The organism is Pseudomonas sp. FP1740, from assembly GCF_030687165.1.
Taxonomy (GTDB): Bacteria; Pseudomonadota; Gammaproteobacteria; order Pseudomonadales; family Pseudomonadaceae; genus Aquipseudomonas.
The window spans coordinates 4,280,203-4,292,219 of the sequence record NZ_CP117461.1; the positions used below are offsets into that span (position 1 = coordinate 4,280,203).

At 60.0% G+C, this 12,017-nt stretch carries 11 protein-coding genes; 6 read left to right on the forward strand and 5 right to left on the reverse strand.

What is annotated here, in order from left to right:
- Positions 1 to 18 precede the first annotated feature (18 nt).
- Positions 19 to 1,362, forward strand: a complete 1,344-nt coding sequence (gene gudD, locus PSH69_RS19180) for a glucarate dehydratase (RefSeq protein ID WP_305409448.1) — start codon at positions 19 to 21, stop codon at positions 1,360 to 1,362.
- 39 nt (positions 1,363 to 1,401) lie between these two features.
- Here gudD and PSH69_RS19185 read toward each other — a convergent pair whose 3' ends face one another.
- Positions 1,402 to 2,280, reverse strand: coding sequence for a LysR family transcriptional regulator (locus tag PSH69_RS19185; RefSeq protein ID WP_305409449.1), 879 nt, complete (start codon positions 2,278 to 2,280; stop codon positions 1,402 to 1,404).
- Between the two features lie 160 nt (positions 2,281 to 2,440).
- Here PSH69_RS19185 and ampC point away from each other — a divergent pair, with 160 nt between their 5' ends.
- Entirely contained in the window at positions 2,441 to 3,595 is a 1,155-nt protein-coding gene (ampC, locus tag PSH69_RS19190) for a class C beta-lactamase (protein WP_305409450.1), read from the forward strand.
- Between the two features lie 294 nt (positions 3,596 to 3,889).
- Here ampC and PSH69_RS19195 read toward each other — a convergent pair whose 3' ends face one another.
- Entirely contained in the window at positions 3,890 to 4,435 is a 546-nt protein-coding gene (locus PSH69_RS19195; protein ID WP_305409451.1) for a DUF4174 domain-containing protein, read from the reverse strand.
- Positions 4,436 to 4,598: 163 nt separating this feature from the next.
- Between PSH69_RS19195 and PSH69_RS19200 the strand changes: the two genes are divergently transcribed.
- Entirely contained in the window at positions 4,599 to 4,994 is a 396-nt protein-coding gene (locus tag PSH69_RS19200) for a VOC family protein (RefSeq protein ID WP_305409452.1), read from the forward strand.
- Here PSH69_RS19200 and PSH69_RS19205 read toward each other — a convergent pair.
- Positions 4,976 to 5,761, reverse strand: a complete 786-nt coding sequence (locus PSH69_RS19205) for a sulfite exporter TauE/SafE family protein (RefSeq protein WP_305409453.1) — start codon at positions 5,759 to 5,761, stop codon at positions 4,976 to 4,978. The two genes, PSH69_RS19200 and PSH69_RS19205, sit on opposite strands and share 19 nt — an antisense overlap.
- Positions 5,762 to 5,916: 155 nt before the next feature.
- Complete coding sequence (locus PSH69_RS19210) at positions 5,917 to 6,666, reverse strand: hypothetical protein (protein WP_026345722.1); 750 nt, start codon at positions 6,664 to 6,666, stop codon at positions 5,917 to 5,919.
- 249 nt (positions 6,667 to 6,915) lie between these two features.
- Between PSH69_RS19210 and PSH69_RS19215 the strand changes: the two genes are divergently transcribed.
- The 3 genes from PSH69_RS19215 (at position 6,916) to PSH69_RS19225 (ending at position 9,563) form a co-directional block, all read left to right on the forward strand.
- Complete coding sequence (locus PSH69_RS19215; RefSeq protein WP_305409454.1) at positions 6,916 to 8,064, forward strand: aldose epimerase family protein; 1,149 nt, start codon at positions 6,916 to 6,918, stop codon at positions 8,062 to 8,064.
- Between the two features lie 176 nt (positions 8,065 to 8,240).
- The gene (locus PSH69_RS19220; protein WP_305409455.1) at positions 8,241 to 9,062 is read left to right on the forward strand and encodes an aldo/keto reductase; all 822 of its coding nucleotides are present in this window, start codon (positions 8,241 to 8,243) and stop codon (positions 9,060 to 9,062) included.
- Between the two features lie 30 nt (positions 9,063 to 9,092).
- Positions 9,093 to 9,563, forward strand: coding sequence for a DUF1810 domain-containing protein (locus PSH69_RS19225; RefSeq protein ID WP_305409456.1), 471 nt, complete (start codon positions 9,093 to 9,095; stop codon positions 9,561 to 9,563).
- On the opposite strand, the gene PSH69_RS19230 is transcribed toward PSH69_RS19225, so the two are convergent.
- Positions 9,528 to 11,888, reverse strand: coding sequence for a DNA polymerase II (locus PSH69_RS19230; RefSeq protein WP_305412854.1), 2,361 nt, complete (start codon positions 11,886 to 11,888; stop codon positions 9,528 to 9,530). The genes PSH69_RS19225 and PSH69_RS19230 overlap by 36 nt on opposite strands.
- Positions 11,889 to 12,017: the final 129 nt, after the last annotated feature.

Consider the following 12,017-nt stretch of genomic DNA (forward strand, 5'->3'; position numbering starts at 1 on the left):
GGTTTAAAGGACAAAAAAATGTACCCACAAGAAGCCGCCAAAGCCCCGATTATCACCAGCATGCAGGTAGTGCCGGTGGCCGGCCACGATGGCATGCTGCTCAATCTGAGCGGCGCCCATGGCCCGTTCTTCACCCGCAATATCGTGATCCTCAAGGACAACGCCGGTCACACCGGCGTCGGCGAAGTACCCGGTGGCGAGCGCATTCGCCAAACCCTGGAAGATGCACGCTCTCTGGTGGTCGGCAGCCCCATCGGCACCTACCAGAAGATCCTCAATCAGGTGCGCCAGACTTTCGCCGATCGCGATGCCGGCGGGCGTGGCCTGCAGACCTTCGACCTGCGCATCACCATTCATGCCGTCACTGGCCTGGAAGCGGCCCTGCTCGACCTGCTCGGCCAGCACCTGGATGTACCGGTCGCCGCCCTGCTCGGCGAAGGCCAGCAGCGCGACGAAGTGAAGATGCTCGGCTACCTGTTTTACGTCGGTGATCGCAACGAAACCGATCTGGCCTATCGCGATGAGCCGGACGCCGACAATGACTGGTTCCGCGTACGTCACGAAAAAGCCATGAGCGCCGACGCCGTGGTGCGCCTGGCGGTCGCCGCCCACGCCCGTTATGGCTTCAAGGACTTCAAACTCAAGGGCGGCGTGTTGAGCGGCGACGAGGAAATCGAAGCGGTCACCGCCCTCGCCGAACGCTTTCCCGACGCGCGCATTACCCTCGACCCGAATGGCGCCTGGTCGCTGAAAGAAGCGATCCGCCTGTGCCGGGATCAGCATCACGTTATGGCTTATGCCGAAGACCCCTGCGGGGCGGAAAACGGTTACTCGGGCCGCGAAGTCATGGCTGAGTTCCGTCGGGCCACGGGCCTTAAAACCGCGACCAACATGATCGCCACCGACTGGCGGGAAATGGGCCACGCGATCCAGCTACAGTCGGTGGACATTCCGTTGGCCGACCCGCACTTCTGGACAATGCAGGGCTCGGTGCGGGTAGCGCAGATGTGCCACGAATGGGGCCTGACCTGGGGCTCGCATTCCAACAACCACTTCGATATTTCCCTGGCCATGTTCACCCACGTCGCGGCTGCCGCGCCGGGCGAAATCACGGCCATCGACACCCACTGGATCTGGCAGGACGGCCAGCGCCTGACCAAGGCCCCCCTGCAAATCGTCGACGGCTGCGTACAAGTACCGAAAAAACCTGGCCTGGGGGTTGAGCTGGATGTGGACCAACTGGCCAAGGCCCATGAGTTGTACAAAGGCATGGGATTGGGCGCGCGGGATGACAGCGTGGCGATGCAGTTTCTGATTCCGGGATGGAAGTTCGATAACAAGCGACCGTGCCTGGTGCGCTAAACCTCCGGAACCGCCGCTCCCACAAGGGCGGCGTTCACACTATTTCATCTGGGCTGCTTGCAGCAGCCAGCCCCGGAACGCCGCCATCGCCGACGTTTCGGGACGCGACTGCAAGCGGGTCAGCCAGTAGCTGCCGGTGGTGATCCCGATGGCGAACGGTTGCTCGATTGCGCCCGCCGCCAGTTGCCGGGCAAACATCAGCGGCGGCGCCAATGCCACACCTGCACCTTGCAACGCAGCCTCCATCATCGCCAACGAGGAATCGAAGACGATGCTCCGGGGCAGCACGGCATGAGCCGAAAGACCGGTCGCCTGAAACCACTCCGGCCACTCATCCGTGCGATAGGAGCGCAACAGTGTTTGCTGCAACAGATCCTCTGGCGCCTGCAATTGCCGGGCGATCTCCGGCACACAGAGCACCGACAGTGGTGCCTCGATCAACCGCACCGCTTCAATTCCATGCCACGCCCCCGCACCAAAGCGAATGGCGTAATCCAGACCTTCAGCGGCCACGTCCACCCGGTTGTTATTGGTCGACAGGCGCAAATCTATGTACGGATGTTTCTTCTGAAAATCCGCCAATCGCGGCAACAGCCAACCGACCGCGAACGTCCCCACGGCGCCCACCGTCAACACCTCACGAAAATGTCCGCCCTCGAAACGCCCCAGGGTTTCGGCGATCCGGTCGAAGGTTTCGCGTAACACCGGCAACAGCGTTTCACCTTCGCTGGTCAGCATCAGGCCGCGAGGCAGGCGTTTGAACAAGGTCACGTTAAGCTGAGCCTCAAGGCTTTTGACCTGATGACTCACCGCCGCCTGCGTGACACACAACTCCACGGCCGCCCGGGTGAAACTCAAATGGCGCGCCGAAGCCTCGAAAGCACGTAGCGCATTCAGCGGCAAATGAGGTCGAATCATGCCAACCCCCAAAATTTTCTAATGGCTCATCCGAAATATCGTCGTTTGCCGGTCTTCGCCAAACTGCCTAGATTTGGCTCGCCCAACAGCGGACCGCCTTGAAAAACCGCTCGGAGTGTAGCGGTTAACACCACGAACAATCATGGACAGCGTCTCAATCATGCGTAAAAAAAATCAGAAGAAACTCATATCCTACAGCGCTTTCGCACTTCTCCTCGGTGCCAGCCACAGCTTTGCTGACGAGCGCATCGAAACCATCGTGAAAGCCGCCATCGAACCGGTGATGCAGCAACAGCAGATCCCCGGCCTCGCGGTCGCAATCACCGTCCATGGTCAGCCGCATTACTTTAACTACGGCGTGGCCTCGAAAGAAAACGGTAAAGCCGTCACCGAAAACACCCTGTTCGAGATCGGTTCGGTGAGCAAAACCTTCACCGCCACCCTCGCCGCCTATGCCCAGGCGAGCGGCAAACTGTCCTTGTCGGACAACGCCAGCCAGGTACTCCCGGCCTTGCGCGGCAGCGCGTTCGATAACATCAGCGTGCTGCAACTCGGCACCTACACTGCCGGCGGCCTGCCCCTGCAATTCCCCAGCGAGGCAGACCGTCAGGACAAGATGCTCGGCTATTTCAAGCAGTGGAAACCCACCTACGCCGCCGGCACTCATCGCCAGTATTCAAACCCCAGCCTTGGGCTGTTCGGTTATCTGGCAGCCCAGAGCATGGGGGCACCGTTCGATGAGCTGATGGCAAAAACCTTGCTGCCGAAACTCGGCCTCAAGCACAGCTACCTCAAGGTGCCGCAGGATCAGATGGGGCTTTACGCCCAGGGTTACAGCAAGGACGACAAACCTGTGCGGGTCGAGCCGGGTGCGCTGGATTCCGAAGCGTACGGCGTGAAAACCAGCGCCGCAGACCTGCTTCGCTATGTTGAGGCAAACATGAATCCCGCGTCGCTGGAAAAGCCTTTGCAGCAAGCCATCGCCAGCACTCACACCGGTTATTACCGGGTGGGTGAAATGACTCAAGGGTTGGGATGGGAGTTCTACAACTACCCCGTCACGCTCGACACATTACTGGCCGGCAACTCGTCGCAGATGGCGTTCGAAGCCCATGAAGTCCAGTGGCTGACCCCGCCGCAACCTCAACGCAACGATGTGCTGATCAACAAAACCGGCTCAACCGGCGGCTTCGGTGCCTACGTCGCTTTTATCCCGGCGAAGGACATCGGCATCGTGATCCTGGCCAACAAAAACTACCCGAACCCGGAGCGGATCAAAATCGCCTACCAGATTCTGAGTGCGCTGACCAAATAGCCGAGGGCGACGCCCCGTAGCAGCTGCCGAGCCTGGGAATCATTGGCCGGATTGGCACAGAACCTGTGGCGAGGGAGCTTGCTCCCGCTGGGCTGCGCAGCGGCCCCAAACCAGTCACCGCGGTACATCAGATAGGTCTAGGGTGCAGGGTTTACGACTGCTACGCAGCCGAACGGGAGCAAGCTCCCTCGCCACAATGGATCACCAAGTTTCAGATTTCCGCCGGCAAACAAAATGGGCGACCTGTTGGGGTCGCCCATTGGGGTAAGCCTTCTCACCACTACTCAGCTCAATTCAATCATCCGGCTGCTCAGCCGGCTTGGCAGGCTTCGCCGGTTTGCCTTTGGTGCCTTTAGCACCTTTGACCGGTGCGACTTCAGCCACCGGCGCTGGCACCGGTACCGTTGCTTCCTTCTCGGCCGTCGGCAACTGGTCGACGGTGTTGAATATCTCTTTCAACTCGACCGCATCCGACTGCTCAAGCTTCTTTTCGCCATCCTTGCCGATCAGGATGATTTTGCTCTTCGCCCCGGCACCCAGCTTGAGCGAGCGTATCAACGCCATCGTTGATTGCGGGTCGAGGTCTTTGCCGTCCCGTTGGCCCATCGTATTGATCACGGTGTACAGCACCATGTTTCGATCGGTGAAGCCCTTGCGGCTGGCAGAGTCGTCCAGTGATTTTTTCAGGTTGAGCCAAACCGGGTCCACCGAACTGGGCGCGATGACAATCAGGGGGCGAGCCCGGCCCACGTCTTTAACCAGAGGGGAATCGTCATCGGCGGCGAATGAAGGACCGACGAAAGCCAACATGGTAGCCAGGGTCAAAGACCTGATGAGCATGCGCATCTCCTTTTGATATCCACGCTCTAATGATTGCGCATCGCGGTGATCGTTCCGGGCGATGCACCGCGATTGTGTTCGCCTTGCCCAAGCTTAGGTCAGGGCGGTCATTGCGCAACAGCCTGAGCTAATCTCATAGCTGATTCATCGTGAGGGTTTATCCATGAGCGCTCAGCTGAACCACACCATCGTCTGGTGCCGTGACAAACAGGTTTCGGCACGCTACCTGACCGACCTCCTCGGCCTGCCCGATCCCGAGCCGTTCGGGCCGATGCTGGTGGTCAAGTTCGATAACGGGGTGTCGCTGGATTTCTACAACAACGACCCGCCCATCGCTTCCCAGCACTATGCGTTCTTGATTGGTGACGACGACTTCGATGCGGCCTTCGCTCGCCTGCAGGCGATCAAGCAGCCGTGGTGGGCCGACCCCGGTAAGCAGCGGCCCAACGAGATCAACGATTACGTCGGTGGCCGGCGGGTGTATTTCGATGACCCGGACGGGCATCTGCTGGAGATTTTTACTCGGGAAGCGGTATCGGATCAGAACGCCAGTTTATAGCCGATCAGCACCAGCATCGTGGCCAGGCACGGACGCAGCAGTTCGTCGGAGATGCGCCCGGTCAAATGGCTGCCCAGGTAAATCCCTGGCAGCGAACCGACCAGCAGGAAGCCCAACACGTGCCAATCCATGTTGCCCATGCTCGCGTGGCCCAGGCCGGCGACCAGGGTCAGGGGCACCGCGTGGGCGATTTCGGTGCCGACCAGGCGACGAGTGGGCAGCAGCGGATACAGGATGAACAGCGCAACAGTGCCCAGGGCGCCGGCGCCGATGGAGGTCAGGGCCACCATGGCGCCTAGCACCAGACCGGTGATCACGGTCAGTGCATTCAACCGGGAGCCGCTGGGGTTGTACTGGCCGCCCGCCCGTTTGTGGGCGAAGTCGAGCAAGCGCTTCTTGAAGAGAATCGCCAGCGCCGTGGCGAACAAAACGAAGCCCAGCGCCTGTTTGATGATGGCGTTCATGGCCTCGGGCGAGGTCTGCAAAGTGCTCAAAAACCACAGCGTCAAGGCGACCGCCGGCACGCTGCCGAGGGTCAGCCAACCAGTGATCGCCCAGTCGATGTTCTTGTTCTTGCGATGAACCAGCACACCACTGGATTTGGTAATGGCCGCGTACAGCAAGTCCGTGCCCACCGCCGTGGCCGGGTTAACGCCGAACCACAGCAGGATCGGCGTCATCAACGAACCGCCCCCGACCCCGGTCATGCCGACAATAAAGCCGACCACCAGACCCGCCACGACCAACCCGAAATTACCGAATTCCATTAATACGCCCAGAAAATCGCAGGAAATAAACCGGACGCAGCATAGCGATTTTTCTTATAACCACATATATCGATGCGGTCTATCGTTATGCCAATTCACCGATTTGAAACAGCGACCCTTACCAACTCCACAAGAATTGCGCTTTATCCGACCTCTCACTGCACCGGCAAAAAATTCAGGAACAGCAGACTCTGGGCGTAGTTCAGGCCGATCCGCCGGTAGCGCTCGTCGAGCATCTGGGTCAGCAGGTCCAGTCGCGCGACGATTTTGCCGAACTCCACGGCAAAACTCAGGTTGCTGCCCTCCTCCGAAATTTCGTTGGAGAACAGTAAAGGCTCACCTTGCCTGTTTTGCCGCTGGCTCAGGATCCAGGTGGCTTTTTCGATGTTGCGCGCGGCATTGCTGACGAAGGTCGGGTTGAGCGCATCCGTCATGTAGAACTCCAGCCGATTGCCATGGGCCGTCACCAGCATGCTGCCAATCGCATAGATGAATGCGCCGACCCGGTCACCGAGGAATTCCGGGCTCATGGCGAAGCTCAGCGCCGCGAGGTCTTTTTTGCCGCCGAGGGTGGGCAGCGGCTCTTGCTGTTCGATGGCCATGCGCACTTGTTTTTCGGCGGTGCCGACATCGAGGAAGCCGGATTTTTTCAGCTCCTGCGGGTTGCGCAGGTAGAGCTTGTTCATCAGCAGGTAGAGGCTTTCGAGGTTATCGCGCATCGTCAGGGTCGCCATGCGGTCGACACTGGTCTGGAGGAATTCCTGAGGTTTTCCATCGCGAAACTGGCTGATGACATCGTTGCCCGGCTGATGGCTGCAACCACTGGCGAGGAGCATCGACAGGCTGATCAGCAGCAAGCAATGACGGCGAATGTGCAGGGTAAAACGGGGTAAAACTCGAGCCATGGGTTCTTGAACTTGGGCATGGGCCGGCGGTGGGGATCGCCGCGGGCTGGCCAAGGATAGAACCGTGAAAGCTGAAAAAGTGCAGTGCCGGTGGTCCGTAAGCGCGGATCATCGCGAAAGCGCTCACAAATTAGTCATACTTTATAATTGCAATACTCGATGCATAAGCTATAAATCCTTCCTTGATCGCGTCAAACCACGATCATTAGTATGACTACTTCTTAAAAACAACAAAAAGGAAGGTCAACCATGCTTCAATCCCGACACCTGCTCTCCGGCCTCGGACTGTCCCTGATGATCGCCACCCTCTCCGCTCACGCCACTGGCTTGTCCAGCGAACAGAAAGCCTTCGGCAAAACCAATGACGGCACCCCCGTCGAACAATACATTTTGCGCAACAGCCATGGCCTGCAGGCCACGGTCATTACTTACGGCGGGATTCTCCAGTCGCTGAAAGTGCCGGATAAAAACGGCAAGCTCGACGATGTGGTGCTCGGTTTCGACGACGTGCAGGGTTATCAAAGTGGCACGGCGTTTTTCGGCGCGACCATCGGCCGCTTCGGCAATCGCCTGGCCAACGGCGCCTTCGAGCTGGATGGCAAGCGCTTTCAAGTGCCGCTCAACGACGGCAGCAATTCGCTGCACGGCGGGGCTCAAGGTTTCGACAAGCGGGTGTGGAAAGCCGAACCGAGCAAGGGCAAGGATTCGGTGGGCGTGACGCTGACGTACCTGTCGGCGGATGGCGAAATGGGTTTCCCCGGCAACCTGAAAACCGAGGTTACCTACAGCCTCACCGAGAACAATGAGCTGCGCATCGACTACAAGGCCAGCACCGATAAGCCCACAGTGCTGAACCTGACCAACCACAGCTATTTCAACCTGGCCGGCGCGGGTAACGGCGATGTGCTGAAGCAGCTGGCGACCTTGCACGCCGCCCGTTACACGCCAGTCACCGGCAAACTGATCCCCACCGGAGAACTGGCCCCGGTCGCCGGCACGCCCATGGACTTCACTCAACCGACCGCCATCGGTCAACACATCAAGGCCGATCACCCACAGTTGAAATTCGCCGAGCCGAAACAAGGCGGTTTTGACTTCAACTGGGTGCTGGATGCCAAGGGCGACGTGGGTAAACTCGCCGCCGATGTCAGCGATCCGCAATCCGGCCGTCGCTTGCAGCTCTACACCACCGAACCTGGCGTACAGTTCTACACCAGCAACTTCCTCGACGGCTCGGTCAAGGGCAAGGCCGGCAAGATTTACCCGCATTGGGGTGCCTTTACTCTGGAAACCCAGCATTATCCGGACTCGCCGAACCAGCCGAGCTTCCCGTCCACGCGGCTGGATCCGGGCAAGACCTATGCCCAGACCACGGTGTTCAGGTTCTCCGCCCGGTAGATCAAAAGATCGCAGCTTTCGGCAGCTCCAGGGGGCTGGGTACACCCGTGATATCGCGAGTGTGCCCCGCCCTCGCAGGAGCTGCCGCAGGCTGCGATCTTTCATGATGACGACGGAACCACACTGCTATTTTGCTGCCAACTGTTGTATCGATCGGACTTCGACAAGGAGGATTCATGCGCACTCTTGAGCTGGCCGGCCGCCCTGTGCCGGTCATCGGCCAAGGCACCTGGCACATGGGGGAGGAGCGCTCCCGACACACCAAGGAAGTTGCAGCGCTGCGCCTGGGCATCGAGTTGGGCATGACCCTGATCGACACCGCTGAAATGTACGCCGAAGGGGGCGCCGAAGAGGTGGTGGGTGAAGCTATCACCGGTCTGCGTGACCAGGTTTTCCTGGTCAGCAAGGTCTACCCCCACAACGCCAGCCGCAGAGGTATCCCCCAGGCCTGCGAACGCAGCCTACGCCGGCTGAACACCGATTACATCGATCTTTATCTGTTGCACTGGCGCGGTGAGTATCCCCTTGAGGAAACCGTCGAAGCCTTCGAACGCCTGCGTGAAGACGGCAAGATCAGCCGTTGGGGCGTGTCCAACTTCGACCTGGACGACCTGGATGAACTGGCCTCACCGGCCTGCGCCACCAATCAGGTGCTGTATAACCTGGAAGAACGCGGCATCGAATTCGATCTGCTGCCCTGGAGCCAACGGCAAAAGATGCCGGTGATGGCCTACTGTCCGATCGGCCAGGGCGGGTACATGCTGGCCAATCCAATACTCAAACAGGTTGCCGCCCGTCACGAGGCGACACCTGCGCAGGTAGCGCTGGCATGGATTCTGCGTCAGAACGGGGTGATCGCCATCCCCAAAGCGGTCCACCCCGAGCATGTGCGGCTCAACGCACAAGCGGCGCATTTGCGCCTGGAGGCTGGGGATCTGGAGGCGCTGGACCAAGCGTTTCGCGCGCCACAACGCAAGCAGCGGTTGGCCATGGTCTGAGCCATCGCGGTTCTATCAGAGGGCATCGGCATGAGAAGTACCGATCAGCTCGACGCTTTCAATTTGCCACGCTTCGTCCAGGCGCAGAATCCTGTGTTCGAGTGGGTGCAGGAGGAACTGCGCGCCGGCCAGAAACGTCGGCACTGGATGTGGTTCATCTTTCCGCAGTTTGCCGGGTTGGGTGACAGCGAAATGTCCCGCTACTTTGCCATTCGCTCCAGCGAGGAAGCTGTGGCGTACCTGGAGCATCCGCTACTGGGTCCGCGCTTGCGTAGCTGCACGCAACTGGTGCTGGACATTCCTCAACGCTCGATTACCAAGATTTTCGGGCACCCCGACAACCTCAAGTTTCATTCATCGATGACGCTGTTCGCCCAGGTTTCGCCCAAAGGCAGCCTGTTCCATCAGGCGCTGGATCAGTACTTTCACGGCATACCGGATGACTGGACGCTGTCGCTGCTGGACTCAAAACAGGCCCAGTTGCCCCCCAATCAGCGTTGAAAAATCGTCATCCACGAATGGCAGGATGGCATCCGCCACCGGTTGCAGCTGCCGGGTGATGTAATGGTCGTAGTCGATGGGCGCGCTGCGGATTTCCAGCGGCTCGGGGCCGGCGACAGTGATCACGTAGCTGATCCAGCCGCCGTTGTGATATTGCCGTGGACGCCCCTGTTGGTCGTTGTAGTCATCGGCGATTCGCGCGGCTCGCACATGGGGCGGCACGTTGCGTTGATAGTCATCGAGGGGACGACGCAGGCGTTTGCGGTAGATCAGGCGCTCGTCGAACTCACCGGCCAGGGTCTTGCGCACATAGTCACGCACGTAATCCTGATAGGGCTTGCGGTTGAAAATGCGCAGGTACAGTTCCTGCTGGAACTGCCGGGCCAACGGCGACCAATCGGTGCGCACGGTTTCCAGGCCTTTGTAGACCATCTCGTCGGTGCCATCGGCACGGGTAACCAACCCGGCATAGCGCTTCTTGCTGCCCTCCTCGGCGCCGCGAATGGTCGGCATCAGAAAGCGTTTGTAGTGGGTTTCGAACTGCAACTCCAGGGCACTTTCCAACCCGTACTCCTGCTTCACATGCTCGCGCCACCATTGGTTGACGTGGTCCACCAGCGCGTGGCCGATCTGCGCGGCTTCGGCCTGACCGTGAGGACGACGCAGCCAGACGAAGGTCGAGTCGGTATCGCCGTAGATCACCGCGTGGCCCTGAGCCTCGATGAGTTGGCGGGTACGCAACATGATCTCGTGCCCGCGCAAGGTGATGGACGAAGCCAACCGGGTATCGAAGAAGCGGCAACCGCTGGAACCCAGTACACCGTAGAACGCATTCATGATGATCTTCAGCGCCTGGGACAGCGGCGCATTGTGTTCACGCTTGGCGGTTTCGCGGCCTTCGGCGACCCGGGCGATGATGGCTGGCAGGCAATGTCGGGTACGGGAGAAACGGGCACCGCGAAAACCCGGCACCGATTCGCTGTCGCCGGGATGCTTGAGACCTTCGATCAAGCCCACCGGGTCGATCAGGAAGGTGCGGATGATCGACGGATAGAGGCTTTTGTAGTCGAGCACCAGCACCGACTCGTATAACCCCGGCTGCGAGTCCATGACAAAACCGCCGGGGCTGGCCTGCGGTGGTTTATTGCCGAGGTTCGGCGCAACGAAGCCCTGACGATGCATCAACGGCATATACAGGTGCGTGAATGCCGCCACCGAACCACCGCTGCGATCCGCCGGCAAACCGGTGACGCTGGCGCGCTCCAGCAGGAAGGTCAACAACTCGGTCTTGGCGAAAATCCGCGTCACCAGTTCGCAGTCCTTGAGGTTGTACTTGGCCAGGGCCGGCTTGTCCTCGGCGAACATGCGGTTGATTTCGTCCATGCGCTGGTACGGGTTGTCGATCGACTTGCCTTCACCCAACAGGGTTTGCGCGACGTTTTCCAGGCTGAACGAGGGGAAGCTCCAGGTCGCCGAACGCAGTGACTCGATGCCGTCGATGATCAACCGGCCGGCAGCCGAGGCGAAATAATGATTGCCGCTGCCGTGCTCGCGCCACTGCATTTCTTCGCCGCCACGCCCCAGCTTCAGCGGCACCGCCAGGCGGCGAGCATGTTCGTGCAGGACGCGCAGGTCGAACTGCACGACGTTCCAGCCAATGATGGCGTCGGGGTCGTGCCGGGCGAACCATTCGTTGAGTTTTTTCAGCAGCAGGGTTCGTGAATCGCAGTATTCGAGCTGGAAATCCACCCCGCTGTCATCGCCATTGGGCGACCCGAGCATATACACCTGACGCTCGCCGCAGCCTTCCAGGGCGATGGAATACAACTCGCCCTGGGCGGTGGTTTCGATGTCCAGCGAGACCAGCCGCAGGTTCGGCCGATAGCCGGGGGCGGGTTTCATTTGCGCGTCGAGCAACAGGCCATCGGCAGCGGGTGTGCCGCCGAACACTACCGGCGCGGTGATGAACCGCTCCATCATGTAGCGTTCCGGCGGGCGGATGTCGGCTTCGAACACCTCGACACCTGATTTGCGCAGTGCGGTTTCCAGGCGCATCAGCTGGCCGTGCTGCTGGCAATACAGGCCCAGCACCGGGCGGTGCTCGAAGTCCAGCAGCGCCAACGGCCGCAGTTCGACGTTCTTTTCGCCGCGCAACACCGTTTCGGCTTGCTCGCGCTGGGTTGCCGGAATGAACGCGACCGACGGTTGATGGGGCAGGCGGATGCGCCGGGGACCGGCATCGGTCGCCAGCCAGAACTCGACTTCGGTGCCGGCCGGGGTATCGCGCCAATGCCGGGTCAGGACGAAGCCCTGCTGTAAATCCACCACTGCAACCTCAACGATTTGATTCAAGGGGTGATTCTACGCGTCATTGGGCAACCGTGTGGATGCGTTGGGATAGGTGCGCCCCTCGTCACCTGTCATATCTGACAGGTTACACACCCCTCGTACGTT

Coding starts and splice junctions, on each gene's coding strand:
- gudD (WP_305409448.1), top strand. CDS start 19: ATGTACCCACAAGAAGCCGCCAAAGCCCCGATTATCACCAGCATGCAG.
- PSH69_RS19185 (WP_305409449.1), bottom strand. CDS start 2,280: ATGATTCGACCTCATTTGCCGCTGAATGCGCTACGTGCTTTCGAGGCT.
- ampC (WP_305409450.1), top strand. CDS start 2,441: ATGCGTAAAAAAAATCAGAAGAAACTCATATCCTACAGCGCTTTCGCA.
- PSH69_RS19195 (WP_305409451.1), bottom strand. CDS start 4,435: ATGCTCATCAGGTCTTTGACCCTGGCTACCATGTTGGCTTTCGTCGGT.
- PSH69_RS19200 (WP_305409452.1), top strand. CDS start 4,599: ATGAGCGCTCAGCTGAACCACACCATCGTCTGGTGCCGTGACAAACAG.
- PSH69_RS19205 (WP_305409453.1), bottom strand. CDS start 5,761: ATGGAATTCGGTAATTTCGGGTTGGTCGTGGCGGGTCTGGTGGTCGGC.
- PSH69_RS19210 (WP_026345722.1), bottom strand. CDS start 6,666: ATGGCTCGAGTTTTACCCCGTTTTACCCTGCACATTCGCCGTCATTGC.
- PSH69_RS19215 (WP_305409454.1), top strand. CDS start 6,916: ATGCTTCAATCCCGACACCTGCTCTCCGGCCTCGGACTGTCCCTGATG.
- PSH69_RS19220 (WP_305409455.1), top strand. CDS start 8,241: ATGCGCACTCTTGAGCTGGCCGGCCGCCCTGTGCCGGTCATCGGCCAA.
- PSH69_RS19225 (WP_305409456.1), top strand. CDS start 9,093: ATGAGAAGTACCGATCAGCTCGACGCTTTCAATTTGCCACGCTTCGTC.